A 16,688-nucleotide genomic window follows, 5' to 3' on the forward strand; every position below is an offset into this window, starting at 1 on the left:
CATGCTGAAAAAACAAACGGTTTGGCTTTTAACAATGCTCAGTCTCGTCGTGGTATTAAGTGTTTATTATATTATGTCGCCGGAAAGCAAAAATGCCGTGCAGATGAAAAGCGAAAAAAGCAGCGGAGAAGTCGCCACTGAAAAAACGCCGGCTCCTGAAACGAAAGATAAGAGCGGAAGCGGTACGGAAAAAGAAGACGGCACAAAAGGAACGAAAGATTCTAAAGGCACAAAAGAGGATAAAGAAACATCAGCCGAAGCATCGGACAAAGACGGATCGGTCGCCACAGAAACAGCTGATGAAAACTTATTTACCGCATACCGCATGGAGCTTGAAGACGCGAGAAGCAAAGAAAGGGAACAGTTAAACAGCATTGTTTCAAGCGATGATGCGACCGCAAAGGAAAAAAGCGAAGCCTACGATAAAATGACGGCGCTGAGCAATGCTGAAGGGACGGAAAAACAGCTGGAAACGCTGATTAAAACACAAGGCTACAAAGATGCGCTCGTGGATGCTGAAGGAGACAAAATCAACATTACCGTCATGTCTGACAAACATTCAAACGCAAAAGCTTCCGCTATCATTGACCTGGTGGAAAAAGAAATCAAGACGATGAAAGACGTCGCCGTCACGTTTGAACCGACAAAGTAAGAGACCTGAACCGCCCGCACCCGCTGCGGGCTTTTCTGATGTCATTTTAGATCAGTGTTGAATTTACACAAGCGCTCCTGTAAGATAAACATAGTATGTACTTTTAGTAGCAACCCATAAATTTCTATTTTTTATACATAGGAGTGGAACTGATGTTAAAAATCAACGAAATTCATGAACTGATAAAAAGAATCGATGAATCTTCCATCGACGAACTTGTTTACGAAATTGAAGGCGTAAGCCTGAAACTGAAAAAAAATGAAGCGCCGGCAGTGAATGTAACGGGACAAGCCCAAGCCGTTCCCGCCGCTTACGCACCTGCTCCGCAGGCTGCAAAACCGGAAGCGCGTGAAGCCGCTCCTGCTCAGGAAGCGCCGAAACAAGACGAAAACCTGCACAAAATTACGTCTCCGATGGTCGGAACGTTTTATGCTTCTTCATCACCGGAAGCCGGCCCTTACGTAAACCAAGGTTCAAAAGTGAGCGAAAATACAGTTGTTTGTATCGTAGAAGCAATGAAACTCTTTAACGAGATTGAAGCCGAAGTAAAAGGAGAAATCGTTGAAGTGTTAGTTGAAAACGGCCAGCTGGTCGAATACGGACAACCTCTATTTCTTGTAAAAGCTGAGTAAGGAGACCTGCTATTATGATTAAAAAGCTATTGATCGCCAACCGAGGAGAAATCGCCGTCAGAATCATCCGGGCCTGCAAAGAGCTGGGCATTGAAACTGTAGCCGTTTATTCTGAGGCAGATAAAGACGCCCTGCATGTCCAAATGGCCGATGAGGCTTTTTGTATCGGGCCGAAAACATCAAAAGAAAGCTATTTAAATGTAACGAACATCGTCAGCGTCGCAAAGCTGACCGGCACGGATGCGATTCATCCGGGATACGGGTTTTTAGCTGAAAACGCCGACTTTGCCGAGCTGTGCGAGGAATTAAACGTAACGTTTGTCGGCCCTACGGCTGACGCCATTTCAAAAATGGGAACAAAAGATATCGCGCGCGACACGATGCAGCTGGCGGGCGTGCCGATTGTGCCCGGTTCAAAAGGAATCATAAAAAATACGGAAGAAGCGGTTTCGCTTGCAGGTGAAATTGGGTATCCTGTCATTATAAAAGCCACTGCGGGCGGAGGCGGAAAAGGCATCCGGGTCGCACGCACAGAAGAAGAACTGATCAAAGGCATTGAGATTACCCAGCAGGAAGCCGCTACGGCATTCGGAAATCCGGGTGTGTACATCGAGAAGTACATCGAAGATTTCCGCCATGTTGAAATTCAGGTGCTTGCGGATAATTACGGAAACACGATCCATCTCGGAGAGCGTGACTGTTCTATCCAAAGACGTCTGCAAAAACTTCTTGAAGAGTCACCGTCACCTGCGCTTGATTCTGAAATCAGGGAGCAGATGGGCGAAGCAGCGGTAAAAGCAGCTAAGGCCGTCGGTTACACGGGAGCCGGCACAGTAGAATTCATCTATGACTACAGAGAACAGCGCTACTACTTCATGGAAATGAACACGCGTATTCAAGTAGAGCACCCTGTCACAGAAATGGTGACGGGAACGGATCTGATCAAAGAACAGATCAAAGTGGCATCCGGACAGGAGCTTTCGCTCAGACAGGAAGACGTTGAATTTAACGGCTGGGCGATTGAATGCCGCATCAACGCTGAAAATCCTGCGAAAAACTTCATGCCTTCACCCGGTAAAATTAACATGTACCTGCCGCCGGGCGGACTTGGCGTACGCGTGGATTCAGCCGCATATCCCGGCTATTCGATCCCGCCGTACTATGACAGTATGATTGCTAAAGTCATCACATACGGAACAACGCGTGATGAGGCAGTCGCACGGATGAAACGCGCGCTGAGCGAATTCGTGATTGAAGGTATTGAAACGACGATTCCGTTCCATTTGAAACTGCTTGAACACGAAACATTTGTCAGCGGAGAGTTTAATACAAAGTTTTTAGAAACATATGATGTAATGGGCTCATAATTTTTGCGGGAGGTGAATTGAATGGAAGACAACAGTGTGCTTAAAATGGATCATGATGAGGCTCATTTAGGCAAGGTTGAAATTGCTCCTGAGGTCATTGAAGTCATTGCCGGCATCGCCGCTTCCGAAGTTGAAGGAGTTGCTGAAATGCGCGGCAATTTCGCCACGGGCGTCGTAGAACGCTTCGGCAAAATCAATCACGGCAAAGGCGTAAAGGTCGATTTAGCCGATGACGGGATTACCATCGACGTCTATTGCGTCGTTCAATTCGGGATCTCGATCCCGAAAGTGGCGGCAAGCGTTCAGGAGAATATCCGACAAACCTTATTAAACATGACGTCTCTTACCATTAATGAAATCAATATTCATATCGTCGGCATTCAATTTGACACGAAAGCCCAAGAAGTCGAAATCGACGAAGAAATGTAATGAGCGTATAAAAACCAAGGGGATGGGCAGCCCTTTGGTTTTTTATACGTTTCCCGTCATTTCAGGCATGAAGAAAGCCGGCTTACAAACGGCAGCCGAGTTTCTTCATGCTGTGAAATCCGAATGAAATTAATACGGTTTGTGAAAATATTCGGCATTAGGGTGAAAAAACCTAAATTTCGACATGCGATTGAGAAAAAAATATGTTATGATCTCTTTAAGCTTAACGACAAGCGGATAAAGCGGATCTGAAGGAGAAAGAAAATGAAAAGAAGAACAGCTAGAGAAAAAGCTTTGCAGGCACTTTTTCAGATTGATGTCAGCGATATTGCACCGAACGATGCCATTGAGCACGCGCTCGATGGTGAAAAAACAGATGCCTTCTTTGAACAGCTGGTGTACGGAGTGATCGAACATCAGGTTCAGCTTGATGAAATGATTTCCGGCCATCTCGTCAATTGGAAGCTTGACCGGATTGCAAACGTAGACCGCGCGGTCCTGCGTCTGGCGGTGTATGAAATGGTTTATTCTGACGACATTCCTGCTAACGTGTCATTAAACGAAGCAATCGAGCTGGCAAAACGGTTCGGCGACGATAAAGCTGCAAAATTCGTAAACGGGGTTCTTTCTAACATTAAAACTGATATCGAATCATAGGAGGAAAGAAAATGACTGCAACAATCATCGACGGAAAAGAAACGGCTAAAGAAAAACGCGAACAATTGGCAAAAGAAGTAGAAGAGCTGAAAGCACAAGGCGTAGTGCCTGGCTTGGCGGTCATTTTAATCGGAGACGATCCCGCTTCTGTTTCATATGTGACAGGCAAGAAAAAAGCCGCTGAAACAATGGGAATGAAATTTAAGCTTGACCGCTTTGACTCAAGCTTAACCGAGGCGGAGCTTTTAACAGTGATTGATCAGTATAATCAAAATCCGGAATTCCACGGCATTCTCGTCCAGCTGCCGCTCCCGGATCATATTTCTGAAAAAGCCGTAATCGAGCGGATCTCCCCTGATAAGGATGTTGACGGTTTCCACCCTCTCAACGTCGGGAAAATGCTGCTTGGCGAAGATACATTTCTTCCATGCACGCCGCACGGAATTGTCGAGTTATTGAAAAAGACGAACGTAGATCTTTCCGGCAAAGAAGTTGTTGTAGTCGGACGAAGCAATATTGTCGGAAAACCGGTCGGCCAGCTGCTGCTGAACGAAAACGCGACCGTCACATATTGCCATTCCCGCACGAAAAATATGTCTGAGCATACGAAAAAAGCAGATATTCTTGTGGTAGCGGTCGGTAAAGCGAATTTCATCAAAGCCGATCAAATCAAAGAGGGCGCCATTGTCATTGATGTCGGCGTCAACCGTCTCGAAAGCGGAAAACTCTGCGGAGACGTTCAGTTTGATGAAGCGAAAGAAAAAGCATCTTTCATTACGCCGGTGCCGGGCGGAGTAGGTCCGATGACCATCACAATGCTTGCGCATAATACTGTTAAATCTGCCAGACGTACGTTATCATAGATAACCGGAGACAGTCACAAAAAGTGTGACAATGAGCACGATACCCGCTTCTTAAGGCTCCTTTCAGCCAGAGCGGGTTTTCTTAGTTTAGGGCAAAAAGCCTTTATGAAAGGAGTGCAGGATGTGAGTGAAGCGGCATATGTCACGGTTTCCGCGCTGACCAAATACATTAAACGAAAATTCGATGTGGACCCTCATCTTGAAGACATTTGGATTAAGGGTGAGCTCTCCAATGTTAAAATTCATACGAGAGGCCACATTTATTTTACATTAAAAGATGAGCATGCCCGCATGCAGGCCGTCATGTTTCAGAGGCAAAGTTCGAGGCTTGCGTTTAAGCCCGAAGACGGAATGAAGGTCATCGTAAGAGGCGGTATCTCCGTCTATGAACCGAGCGGAAGCTATCAGCTGTACGCGAAAGAAATGCAGCCGGACGGTGTGGGGGCGCTCTACTTAGCATATGAAGAATTAAAGAAAAAACTTGCCGGCGAAGGGTTGTTTGATGACCGGCATAAGCAGGCCATCCCCGCTTTTCCGGCTACGATCGGGGTCGTCACGTCACCGACGGGAGCAGCCGTCAGAGACGTCATTACCACACTCAAAAGAAGATACCCCCTTGTGAAAGTCATTGTGCTTCCCGCGCTCGTTCAAGGTGAAAATGCCAGCAGATCGATTGTGAAGCGCATTGAAGAAGCCAATGCACAAAAAATGTGTGACGTCCTGATCGTCGGAAGGGGAGGGGGTTCGATCGAAGAATTGTGGGCATTTAACGAAGAAATCGTGGCCCGGGCGATTTTTGCTTCCGCCATTCCGATTATATCAGCCGTCGGACATGAAACAGATTTTACAATCAGTGATTTCGTCGCGGATATCCGGGCGGCAACGCCGACAGGAGCGGCAGAAATCGCCGTCCCCCACACGACGGACTTAATGGAACGGACAAAAACGGCGGAAGTCCGCCTGACAAGAGCGATGCAGCAGCATATCAGCAAGAAAAAAGAACGGGTTCAATCGCTCCAGTCATCCTACGCGTTCCGTTTTCCGAAACGATTGTATACCCAAAAGGAACAGCAGTTTGACCTTTTGTATCAGCAGTTCCAATCACAGCTCACAGGGCTTACGGACAGGAAACAAAGGCAGCTGGAGCGGAATACGTACAGATTAACGGCGCTCCACCCTGAAACCCAGCTGAAACAGGCGAAAAAACGGTACGAGGAGCGCTCAAATCAGCTCGCCCGAAGCATGAATGTCCAGCTGAAGCAGCTTCATTCGCAGTTTCAGACGGTTCTTGGTAAACTGAATGCATTAAGTCCCCTTCAGGTGATGGAGAGAGGATACAGTCTGGCCTATAAAGACAAAGAGCTGATCAAAAGCGTTGATCAAGTGGAACAAAATGATACGCTTGAAGTAAAGATGACAGACGGCGTTCTGACGTGTGAAGTATTGCAAAAGAGAGGCGAACGAAAATGACAGAAACCAAAAAAAGTGAAGAGCTGACATTTGAAGAGGCGATGAAAGGCCTTGAAGGCATTGTGGCAAAGCTTGAAGAAGGAGACGTGCCGCTGGAGCAGGCGATTAATTATTTTCAGGAAGGGATGGCCCTTTCAAAAATGTGCCATGAAAAGCTTCAGCATGTCGAAAAGCAAATGGACTTTATTTTAAAAGATAACGGAGAACTTGCACCTTTCAGCGTTCAGGAGGAAGACGAAGGTGACAAATAAACTGGACGCATTTTTAGCATCGCGCAAACAACTGATTGAACAGCAGCTTTCTTTGTATACAGAACGGCTTGCGATGCCGGAAACCCTCAAAAAATCTATGCTGTATTCTTTGGAAGCGGGCGGAAAGAGGCTGCGCCCCCTCGTCGTCTTAGCCGTTCTGAATGCTTACGGAAAAGATGAAAAAGATGGGATTCCGGTCGGATGCGCTGTCGAAATGATTCATACGTATTCTTTAATACATGATGATCTGCCTTGCATGGACGATGATGATCTGCGCCGGGGAAAGCCCACAAACCATAAAGTCTTCGGAGAAGCGGCAGCCGTATTGGCCGGAGACGGGCTTCTGACAGAAAGCTTTAAATTGATCACATCCCACGTGTCTGAGGCGGTTTCAGCAGAAAAACGGCTCCGTCTCGTCGATGAGCTGATCAGCGCGGCAGGAACGGAAGGAATGGTCGGCGGGCAGGCTGCCGACATGGAAGCGGAACAAAAGCGGATAACGCTTGAGGAGCTGGAATCCATCCACGAGCGGAAAACGGCCAAGCTCCTCGGTTTTTCCGTGACGGCGGGCGCCATTTTGGCAGATGCACCGGAGGATGAAGTCGAAAAGCTCCGTTTGTTCAGCAGCCATATTGGCATCGGATTTCAAATCAGAGACGACATCCTTGATATTGAAGGGCATGAGGAGAGGATCGGCAAACCGGTCGGCTCAGACACGTCGAACGAAAAATCAACGTATCCGTCGCTTTTAACGCTTGAAGGCGCGAAAGAAAAGCTTGCGTATCATATCAGCGAGGCGAAACAGATCATCAGCGGCCTTTCTCTTCAGAAAGAATTGCTGCATGACCTCTGTGATTTAATCGCGGCGAGAGATCATTAAAAACGGTCCTGATTTGAAGGGGCTGCCGCTCCTATGGTAAAATGTAAGCAGTTTCGATGAAAATACAAAGGGAGTCTTTTTCTTTTTTCAAAAAGACACTGTTTAATTTGCAGAAATTCATGCTGAAAGTGAGTTGATCCGCTTTGGATCTTTTATCAATACAGGACCCGTCATTTCTTAAAAAGATGTCAATTGAAGAGCTGGAAGAGCTGAGTGAGGAGATCCGCAATTTCCTCATCACATCGCTGTCTGCCTCTGGCGGCCATATCGGGCCGAACCTCGGGGTTGTCGAGCTGACAATTGCGCTTCACAAAGAATTTGACAGTCCGAAAGATAAATTTTTATGGGATGTCGGACATCAGTCCTATGTTCATAAACTGTTAACCGGACGCGGTAAGGAGTTTGAAACCTTGCGCCAATATAAAGGGCTTTGCGGTTTCCCGAAACGCAGCGAAAGCGAACATGACGTATGGGAAACAGGCCACAGCTCAACCTCGCTCTCAGGCGCGATGGGAATGGCTGCGGCCCGTGATATTAAAGGATCGAAGGAATATATCATCCCGATTATCGGAGACGGCGCTTTAACCGGAGGAATGGCGCTTGAAGCGCTGAACCATATCGGTGATGAGAAAAAAGACATGATCGTCATCCTGAATGATAATGAGATGAGTATTGCGCCGAATGTCGGGGCGATTCATTCTATGCTGGGACGGCTTCGGACTGCCGGCAAATATCAATGGGTAAAAGACGAGCTTGAATATTTATTTAAGCGCATCCCGGCCGTCGGCGGAAAATTGGCCGCCACAGCGGAACGGATAAAAGACAGTTTGAAATATATGCTTGTGTCAGGCATGTTTTTTGAAGAGCTGGGCTTTACGTATTTAGGCCCGGTTGACGGTCATTCCTACCACGAACTGTTTGAAAACCTGCAATACGCCAAAAAAACGAAAGGCCCTGTCCTGTTACATGTCATCACGAAAAAGGGCAAAGGCTATAAACCGGCTGAGACCGACACAATCGGCACATGGCACGGAACGGGTCCGTATAAAATCAATACGGGTGATTTCGTCAAGCCGAAAGCCGCGGCGCCTTCATGGAGCGGACTTGTCAGCGGCACCGTGCAGGAGCTGGCGCGCGAGGATGACAGAATTGTCGCGATTACACCGGCCATGCCGGTCGGCTCCAAACTGGAAGGGTTTGCGAAAGAATTCCCTGAACGCATGTTTGATGTCGGAATCGCAGAACAGCATGCGGCGACGATGGCGGCTGGAATGGCGCTCCAAGGCATGAAGCCGTTTCTTGCGATTTATTCGACCTTTTTGCAGCGGGCGTACGATCAGGTCGTCCATGACATCTGCCGTCAAAACGCGAATGTATTTATCGGCATTGACCGCGCCGGTTTGGTCGGCGCTGACGGGGAGACGCATCAAGGCGTTTTTGACATCGCCTTTTTGCGGCATATACCGAACCTCGTTTTAATGATGCCGAAGGATGAAAATGAAGGCCGCCATATGGTCAATACAGCCCTTAATTATGAGGAAGGTCCGATCGCGATGCGCTTCCCGCGCGGAAACGGACTCGGCGTAAAGATGGATAAAGAGCTGAAAACCATTCCGATCGGAACATGGGAAGTGCTCCGTCCCGGAAAAGACGCGGTCATTTTAACATTCGGTACGACCATTGAAATGGCGCTGGAAGCGGCTGAAGAACTGCAAAAAGAAGGCCTGTCCGTGCGTGTCGTGAATGCGCGGTTCATAAAACCGATTGATCAACAAATGATGAAGGCCATTCTTAATGAAGGTCTGCCGATTTTAACGATAGAAGAAGCCGTGCTTGAAGGCGGATTCGGCAGCACGATTCTCGAATTCGCTCATGACCTCGGCATGTATCATACACCGATTGACAGAATGGGCATCCCAGACCGGTTTATTGAACACGGCAGCGTAACCGCCCTGCTTGAAGAAATCGGTCTCACGAAGGCTGAGGTTATGAACCGGATCAAACTGCTGATGCCGCCGAAGACACATAAAGGAATTGGATCATGACAGCAAAAAAAGAACGATTAGATGTACTTCTTGTAGAAAAAGGCCTTGCGGAAACGCGGGAAAAAGCGAAACGCGCCATTATGGCGGGCATCGTATACTCAAATGAAAACCGATTGGACAAACCGGGTGAAAAAATCGCCCGGGATCTTCCGTTAACGGTAAAAGGAAACCCTCTTAAATACGTCAGCAGAGGCGGATTAAAGCTTGAAAAAGCCCTGGAAGTGTTTCCCGTCTCGGTAAAAGGCAAAACGATGATTGACATCGGCTCGTCTACAGGGGGATTCACGGATTGCGCCCTCCAAAACGGAGCCGAGCGGTCCTACGCAGTGGATGTCGGCTATAATCAGCTTGCTTGGAAGCTCAGACAGGACGAGAGGGTCGTCGTCATGGAACGGACGAATTTCCGCTATTCCGAGCCTTCCGATTTCACAGAGGGTTTGCCGGAATTTGCGACAATCGATGTTTCTTTCATCTCACTCCGCCTCATTCTGCCGGTTTTAAAAACGCTGCTTGTACCGGGGAGCGATTGTATCGCACTGGTGAAGCCGCAATTTGAAGCCGGACGGGAATCCGTCGGAAAAAAAGGCATTGTCAGAGATCCAGGCGTTCATACTGACGTTCTCCGCCGCATGAATCAATTTGCCGCTTCTGAAGGATATACAGTGAAAGGACTGTCCTTCTCACCGATTACAGGGGGAGACGGCAATATTGAGTTTCTGCTTCATTTGGAATGGGGCGGAGAAGACGGAAACGGCGCTGAACTGCCGGAAGAAGACATTCTCCGTACCGTCCGCGAAGCACATGAAACATTAAAAGCCAAAAAGACAGATGTACCGGAATAATAGGGGGCTATTATTCCTTTTTTCTGCCATCATGTACTTTTTATCAAGAAGCGGTTAACATAATGACAAGAACAGCTTGAAAACAGAGGTGCTTATATGACAAAAGGCCAAAGGCATATAAAAATCAGAGAGCTTATTACAAGCCATGAGATTGAAACGCAGGATGACTTAGTTGACATGCTGAGAGAAGAAGGATATAAGGTAACTCAGGCGACTGTCTCCAGAGACATTAAAGAGCTGCATCTCGTAAAGGTGCCGACGAACAACGGCTCCTACAAATACAGCCTGCCGGCGGATCAGCGGTTCAATCCGCTGTCAAAACTGAAGCGTTCATTAATGGATGCGTTCGTAAAAATTGACTCAGCAAGCCATATGATCGTATTAAAAACGATGCCGGGGAATGCTCAGGCAATCGGCGCTCTGATGGATAATCTCGAATGGGAAGAAATCATGGGAACGATCTGCGGAGATGACACGATTTTAATCATCTGCAGGACGCCTGAAGATACAGAAGGCGTACAAAGCCGTCTTTTGGAGCTGCTGTAGCGTAATTATCAGATAAAAGGTGGAATGCTGTTTGTTAGCTGAACTATCAATAAAAAACTTTGCCATTATAGAGGAACTGACGATTTCGTTTGAGCGGGGGCTCACCGTCCTGACGGGAGAAACAGGGGCCGGCAAGTCAATTATTATAGACGCCGTTTCCCTATTAGTCGGCGGCCGCGGCTCGTCTGAATTTGTCCGTTACGGTGAAACAAAGGCCGAGCTTGAAGGACTGTTTCTATTGGACAGCGGTCATCCCGTGTTTGAAGTATGCCGTGAGCAGGGAATAGACGCATCTGACGACATGATTGTCATGAGAAGGGACATCAATGCCGGAGGAAAAAGCGTCTGCCGTGTCAACGGAAAATTAGTGACGATTGCGGCTTTAAGGGAAATCGGCAGACTTTTATTAGATATTCACGGACAGCATGATAACCAGCTGTTAATGGAGGACGATAAACACTTAGAGCTGTTGGACAGGTTTGCGGGCGCTGAGGCCGAATCCGCGCTTCAGGCTTACCATGAAGGCTATGAGCGTTATATGAAGCTGCTCAAAAAAGTGAAGAAGCTGTCAGAAAGCGAGCAGGAAATGGCGCATCGGTTAGACCTGATTCAATTTCAGCTTGAAGAAATCGAGTCGGCGAAGCTTGAATTGAATGAAGACGAGCTTCTTCAGGAAGAGCGGAAGCAGATATCCAACTTTGAAAAAATTTATGAATCATTGCAAAACGCCTATAATGCGCTCCGCAGCGAGCAGGGGGGGCTTGACTGGGTCGGAATGGCCTCTGCCCAGCTTGAAGATATTTCGGATATCAATGAACCGCTGCAAAAGCTGTCAGAAAGCGTGTCAAGTTCCTATTATCTGCTGGAGGATGCCACCTTTCAGATGCGCAATCTGTTAGATGATCTGGAATATGACCCGGAACGGCTGAATTTTATTGAAACCCGTTTAAACGAGATTAAACAGCTGAAGCGCAAATACGGAGCGACGGTAGAAGACATTTTGGAATACGGCTCCAAAATAGAAGAGGAAATCGATCAAATCGAGAACCGCGACAGCCACCTTGAAGCGCTGAAGAAGGAACTGGAGTCGGTCGGCAAAGATGTGGCCGTAGAAGCCGCCAATTTATCAAAAATCAGAAAAGCTTGGGCTAAGAAACTGGCGGAAGCGATTCATCAGGAATTAAAAAGTCTGTATATGGGCAAATCAACGTTTGATACGGAATTTCTCGTGAAAACCGATCCGTCAGCAAGTGAAGCGCCGGTTGTTAACGGGCAGCCCGTGCAGCTTACCCAAAAGGGGATTGACCTTGTGAAGTTTTTAATTTCAACAAACACCGGTGAGCCTTTAAAACCGCTGTCAAAGGTCGCTTCCGGAGGCGAGCTTTCACGGGTGATGCTGGCGATGAAGAGTATTTTTTCTTCCCAGCAGGATGTCACCTCCATCATCTTTGACGAAGTGGACACCGGTGTAAGCGGGCGGGTTGCCCAAGCCATCGCGGAAAAAATCCATAAAGTATCGACCGGTTCACAGGTGCTCTGCATTACACACCTGCCGCAGGTTGCCGCCATGGCGGATACGCACCTTCTGATCGCAAAAGAATTCAAAGACGGCCGGACGACAACGCATGTCACGCCGCTTTCCAAACAGGACAAGGTAGCGGAAATCGGCCGCATGATTGCGGGCGTTGAAGTGACCGATCTGACAAAACGGCATGCACAAGAGCTTTTAAAACAGGCCGGACAGGTAAAAACGACAGGATAAGCTGCTGATACAGGCAGCTTATTTTTTTGTTCCATTTCTCTAACAGTGTATCCAATGTTTTTCTTCGTATGCCGGTTATAAATCAAGCGCAGGAAGGCAAAAGTATAGATGTAGCAGAAAAAGAAAGTGGTGTGGGATAGGAGCGAGGAGAGTGAAGGAATGAATGCACGATAACATGAGGAAAGCAATAGGTGTAATTCTCCTTGTTTCTTTACTAAGTGTAGGCTTTTTTAAGCCGTTTAAAGAATATTTACTGATACCGTCAGAAATGAGCGTCTTTGAAAACCAGACACAAGCCGTTCCGGTCAATGCATCAATAAGCGCTGAAAAGGGCGAATTATCAGAAGCCTTTACGCTGAAAGAAGAGCACGGCCATGCAAACATAACAGGGCAAACACAAGGCCGGTCAGAAGTAGTATATGATCTTGCCGGGTTTCCCATTAAAAAAACGAAAGTGCGTGTCCTTCCAGAATTGAAGGTCATTCCGGGCGGACAGTCCATCGGTGTAAAACTGCATTCAGTCGGTGTTTTGGTCGTCGGCTTTCACCAGGTGATGACAAAGGATGGGAAAAAGTCTCCGGGAGAACAAGCGGGAATTGAATCTGGCGACATCATTATTAAAATGAACGGACATAAAATTGAAAAAATGAGCGATATCGCCCCGTTTATTCAAAAAGCGGGCAAAACCGGTGAATCTTTGGATTTATTGGTGAAACGCGATAAGCAAAAAATCAAAACAAAGCTGATTCCGACAAAGGACGAAGCCGAGGGGAAATATCGAATCGGCCTTTATATCCGCGATTCGGCAGCCGGCATCGGCACCATGACATTTTTTGAACCGAAAACAAAAAAATACGGCGCATTGGGCCACGTCATCTCTGATATGGATACAAAAAAACCGATTGTTGTAGAAGACGGAGAAATCGTCCGTTCAACTGTAACATCGATTGAAAAAGGAAAAGGCGGCAATCCCGGCGAAAAACTGGCAAGGTTTTCGTCAGAACGGAAAACGATCGGCGATATTAACCGCAACAGCCCGTTCGGCATTTTCGGGACATTGCATCAGCCGATTAAAAACAACATTTCCGACAAAGCGCTTCCGATTGCTTTGTCAAATGAAGTGAAAAAAGGACCTGCGCAAATGCTGACGGTTATTGAAAACGATAAAGTAGAGAAATTTGATATTGAAATCGTCAGCACCACGCCGCAAAAATTCCCGGCGACAAAGGGAATGGTGTTGAAAGTGACAGATCCGAAACTGCTGAAAAGAACCGGCGGAATCGTTCAGGGGATGAGCGGAAGCCCGATCATCCAGAACGGAAAGGTCGTCGGAGCCGTAACCCACGTATTTGTCAATGATCCGACAAGCGGCTACGGCGTTCATATCGAATGGATGCTGCCTGAAGCGGGTGTTGATGTTTACGGGAAAGACAAAGCAAGCTGACTGCCGGATGATCCGGCAGTTTTTTTATGTGATGCGTTCTTCACTTCTTTCCTGGATTCATGTAAAATAAGACATGAAGATTTTTCGACAAATTCACGTTTCCTGATTTGTCAAACTTAATTTTTAGTCGAAAAACCTAGAAAATGCTAGAAAAACAAAGATATACCACTATTATTGGTAAATATGGATTTTTTAAAAGGGGAAGTAGTGGTTTTGTCGAATGTAACATGTAGCAGTCAAATGGGTTGCGTCCTGTTAATACATTGGGGGAGGAAGAAACGTGGAGAAAATTAAAGTTTGTGTTGCTGATGATAATCGAGAGCTTGTAAGCCTGTTGAGTGAATATATAGAGGGACAGGATGATATGGAAGTGATCGGCGTTGCTTATAACGGACAGGAATGTCTTTCTTTGTTTAAAGATAAGAATCCTGATGTACTCGTTTTAGACATTATCATGCCGCATCTGGACGGACTTGCGGTTTTGGAGCGTCTGCGGGAATCAGAGCTCGAGAAGCAGCCGAACGTCATCATGCTGACGGCATTCGGTCAGGAAGACGTTACGAAAAAAGCCGTCGATTTAGGCGCGTCCTATTTCATCCTGAAGCCGTTTGATATGGAAAACCTTGTCGGCCATATCCGCCAGGTAAGCGGAAATGTCAGCAGTGTCACACACCGTGCGCCGTCCGCGCAAAGCAGCATTATCCGCAGCCAGCCGGAGCCGAAGCGGAAAAATCTCGATGCCAGCATTACAAGCATTATCCATGAGATCGGTGTGCCTGCCCATATCAAAGGCTATCTTTATTTGCGTGAAGCCATTTCCATGGTGTATAACGATATTGAACTCCTCGGCAGCATCACAAAAGTCCTTTATCCCGACATCGCCAAAAAATTCAACACGACCGCAAGCCGTGTAGAACGGGCCATCCGCCACGCCATTGAAGTCGCATGGAGCAGGGGAAATATTGATTCCATTTCTTCACTGTTCGGATATACGGTAAGCATGACAAAAGCAAAACCAACCAATTCAGAATTCATCGCGATGGTTGCTGACAAGCTGAGATTGGAGCATAAAGCTTCGTAACAAAGCTTTTGGCTAAATGTCTTTTTCGCGCCTTCTTTTCCGTGCATGAACGCGGAAGAGAAGGCGTTTTGAAATTTTGCTGACGAAAACAATAGGAATCACCCACGCCGGTACTTGTTTTATACATAAATGCGGGGTCTATGACGTCTACACATATAATACCGGAGCTGATATTTTAATGATTTTGCCGTCTCTGAAATAAAAGCGGGGGACGCGGCGGCTTAACACAGATAAGACTTCGTAGCTGATCGTACCGAGCATTTCGGCAATTTCATCAACGGAAATCTCGGCTCCTTGTTGTTTACCGTAGATGACGACTTCTTCTCCTTGTTTGCCCTCATTCTCACCTAAACTGACCATGATCATATCCATTGTCACTCTCCCCGCCACCGGCACCCGTCTGCCGCGGTGAAGAATAAACCCGCGGTTGGACAGGGCGCGGGAGTAACCGTCAGCATAGCCGATCGGAATCGTCGCGATGATTTCACCCGGTTCGGCGATATATGTGGCGCCATAACTGACGGTTCGGGGATCTGTCACCATGGCTTTCACATAAGCGATACGCGCCTTTAAACTTAGTGCGGGTGTGAGATCCACGAGGTTCAGTTCCTTTATCGAGGCGGACGGATATAAACCATATAACCCAATGCCTAAACGGATCATGTCGGCGCTGAATTCCGGGAATGCGATAGCGGCGGCTGTATTGCACATATGCACGGTAGGCAGCGTAATGTCCTGATTTTTTAAAAAGCGGAGAAAGCTGATAAACTTTTCATGCTGCAGCATCGTCAGCTCAGTGTCCGGTTCATCCGCTGTTGAAAAATGTGTAAAGATGCCATCCCATGACAGGTATGTACTCGACTTGAGCGCTTTCACCACTGCTAAAAGTTCTTCTTCCGTACGCACACCCAGCCTGCCCATTCCGGTATCCACATTGATATGAATGGACAGCCGTTTCGAATCTGCTTCTTTTTCCAATATCCGATTCGCTTTTTTGATCCAGCTGACCTGAAACGCTGATAATGTTATGTTCCAAACGGCAGATTTTTTCACACAGCTGAGAGCTGTGAAGCCGAGCACAAGAATAGGTGCCGTAATTCCCGCTCTCCGTAACACAATTCCCTCTTCGACGCTGGCGACAGCGAGCTCGCTCGCCCCGCTTTCCAGTGCCTGCCGCGCTACTTCCACAGACCCGTGGCCATAAGCGTTCGCTTTTACGACGGCCATAATTTTAGACGTATTCGGAATATGGCGGCGGATCGCCCGTACGTTCTTTTTTATCGCATCAAGGTCAACTTCAATCCAAACTTCCCGGCAAAGTTTTTTCATCACGATTCCTTCTTTCCTTAATGAGATTCAGTACTCGCTTTCAATCTGCATTCTATTCATCTTGAACTGAAATCATTCAAAACAAGGGAAGGTGATCGCTGATGTTTAAAAATCTAGCTTTCGGGAAATCAGTGAGCCTGCTTTATTTATGCTGAAAGGGCTGCTTGTCAGCCCTTAAATTGACTTTACAATATTCTGATCTGAAAATTGATGTTCAAACATTTTGGTGTGGCTCACAGCATTGTTTTGAATGACAATGCCGATATTTCCCCCTCCGGCACCGAAAACGGTTTTTGATGCAGTCAGCGGACTGATGGATATGGCGCCGCCAACATTGACAACTCCGTTTCCTGATACGTTGTTTATCGTAATCGGGCAACCGCTCATTCTATTTTTTCTCCTTTCTCTCACAGTCTACTAACTATATGTACGCTGTGA

17 protein-coding genes are annotated in these 16,688 nt (G+C 47.2%); 15 read left to right on the top strand and 2 right to left on the bottom strand.

Annotated features, from left to right (window positions below):
* Position 1 precedes the first annotated feature (1 nt).
* The 15 genes from K3G25_RS06115 (at position 2) to spo0A (ending at position 14,921) form a co-directional block, all read left to right on the top strand.
* Positions 2-652, top strand: a complete 651-nt coding sequence (locus K3G25_RS06115; RefSeq protein WP_007408346.1) for a SpoIIIAH-like family protein — start codon at positions 2-4, stop codon at positions 650-652.
* A gap of 152 nt (positions 653-804) precedes the next feature.
* Positions 805-1,284, top strand: coding sequence for an acetyl-CoA carboxylase biotin carboxyl carrier protein (gene accB / locus K3G25_RS06120; RefSeq protein ID WP_128496716.1), 480 nt, complete (start codon positions 805-807; stop codon positions 1,282-1,284).
* 14 nt (positions 1,285-1,298) lie between these two features.
* Positions 1,299-2,651 (top strand): acetyl-CoA carboxylase biotin carboxylase subunit, encoded by a 1,353-nt coding sequence (accC, locus tag K3G25_RS06125; protein WP_007408348.1) that lies wholly within the window; start codon positions 1,299-1,301, stop codon positions 2,649-2,651.
* A 21-nt stretch (positions 2,652-2,672) separates the two neighbouring features.
* The gene (locus K3G25_RS06130; RefSeq protein WP_003153156.1) at positions 2,673-3,080 is read left to right on the top strand and encodes an Asp23/Gls24 family envelope stress response protein; all 408 of its coding nucleotides are present in this window, start codon (positions 2,673-2,675) and stop codon (positions 3,078-3,080) included.
* A 264-nt stretch (positions 3,081-3,344) separates the two neighbouring features.
* Positions 3,345-3,737, top strand: coding sequence for a transcription antitermination factor NusB (gene nusB / locus K3G25_RS06135; RefSeq protein ID WP_029973885.1), 393 nt, complete (start codon positions 3,345-3,347; stop codon positions 3,735-3,737).
* Between the two features lie 11 nt (positions 3,738-3,748).
* Positions 3,749-4,600 (top strand): bifunctional methylenetetrahydrofolate dehydrogenase/methenyltetrahydrofolate cyclohydrolase FolD, encoded by an 852-nt coding sequence (gene folD, locus K3G25_RS06140; protein WP_007408350.1) that lies wholly within the window; start codon positions 3,749-3,751, stop codon positions 4,598-4,600.
* A 123-nt stretch (positions 4,601-4,723) separates the two neighbouring features.
* The gene (xseA, locus tag K3G25_RS06145; protein WP_003153166.1) at positions 4,724-6,070 is read left to right on the top strand and encodes an exodeoxyribonuclease VII large subunit; all 1,347 of its coding nucleotides are present in this window, start codon (positions 4,724-4,726) and stop codon (positions 6,068-6,070) included.
* Positions 6,067-6,321, top strand: coding sequence for an exodeoxyribonuclease VII small subunit (locus K3G25_RS06150; RefSeq protein ID WP_007408352.1), 255 nt, complete (start codon positions 6,067-6,069; stop codon positions 6,319-6,321). The genes xseA and K3G25_RS06150 overlap by 4 nt, the downstream gene beginning before the upstream one ends.
* Positions 6,311-7,201 carry a polyprenyl synthetase family protein gene (locus tag K3G25_RS06155; RefSeq protein WP_007408353.1) on the top strand — a complete coding sequence of 297 codons (891 nt, stop codon included), beginning with the start codon at positions 6,311-6,313 and terminating at the stop codon, positions 7,199-7,201. Before K3G25_RS06150 ends, K3G25_RS06155 begins: the two co-directional genes overlap by 11 nt.
* Positions 7,202-7,344: 143 nt before the next feature.
* Positions 7,345-9,246 carry a 1-deoxy-D-xylulose-5-phosphate synthase gene (gene dxs / locus K3G25_RS06160; RefSeq protein ID WP_017418124.1) on the top strand — a complete coding sequence of 634 codons (1,902 nt, stop codon included), beginning with the start codon at positions 7,345-7,347 and terminating at the stop codon, positions 9,244-9,246.
* Positions 9,243-10,088, top strand: coding sequence for a TlyA family RNA methyltransferase (locus tag K3G25_RS06165; RefSeq protein WP_007612503.1), 846 nt, complete (start codon positions 9,243-9,245; stop codon positions 10,086-10,088). The genes dxs and K3G25_RS06165 overlap by 4 nt, the downstream gene beginning before the upstream one ends.
* A gap of 96 nt (positions 10,089-10,184) precedes the next feature.
* The gene (ahrC, locus tag K3G25_RS06170) at positions 10,185-10,634 is read left to right on the top strand and encodes a transcriptional regulator AhrC/ArgR (RefSeq protein ID WP_003153173.1); all 450 of its coding nucleotides are present in this window, start codon (positions 10,185-10,187) and stop codon (positions 10,632-10,634) included.
* Positions 10,635-10,665: 31 nt separating this feature from the next.
* Positions 10,666-12,396, top strand: coding sequence for a DNA repair protein RecN (recN, locus tag K3G25_RS06175; protein WP_007408359.1), 1,731 nt, complete (start codon positions 10,666-10,668; stop codon positions 12,394-12,396).
* A gap of 163 nt (positions 12,397-12,559) precedes the next feature.
* On the top strand, positions 12,560-13,840 hold the full coding sequence (spoIVB, locus tag K3G25_RS06180) for a SpoIVB peptidase (RefSeq protein WP_038461527.1): 1,281 nt from the start codon (positions 12,560-12,562) through the stop codon (positions 13,838-13,840).
* A gap of 280 nt (positions 13,841-14,120) precedes the next feature.
* Positions 14,121-14,921 carry a sporulation transcription factor Spo0A gene (gene spo0A / locus K3G25_RS06185; RefSeq protein ID WP_003153177.1) on the top strand — a complete coding sequence of 267 codons (801 nt, stop codon included), beginning with the start codon at positions 14,121-14,123 and terminating at the stop codon, positions 14,919-14,921.
* 147 nt (positions 14,922-15,068) lie between these two features.
* On the opposite strand, the gene alr is transcribed toward spo0A, so the two are convergent.
* Both alr and K3G25_RS06195 read right to left on the bottom strand, forming a co-directional pair.
* Positions 15,069-16,250 (bottom strand): alanine racemase, encoded by a 1,182-nt coding sequence (gene alr, locus K3G25_RS06190; RefSeq protein WP_021494302.1) that lies wholly within the window; start codon positions 16,248-16,250, stop codon positions 15,069-15,071.
* 174 nt (positions 16,251-16,424) lie between these two features.
* On the bottom strand, positions 16,425-16,637 hold the full coding sequence (locus K3G25_RS06195; RefSeq protein ID WP_014418351.1) for a spore germination protein: 213 nt from the start codon (positions 16,635-16,637) through the stop codon (positions 16,425-16,427).
* Positions 16,638-16,688: the final 51 nt, after the last annotated feature.

Origin of the sequence: Bacillus sp. FCW2, from assembly GCF_021228595.1 — a bacterium.
Classification (GTDB): domain Bacteria; phylum Bacillota; class Bacilli; order Bacillales; family Bacillaceae; genus Bacillus; species Bacillus velezensis.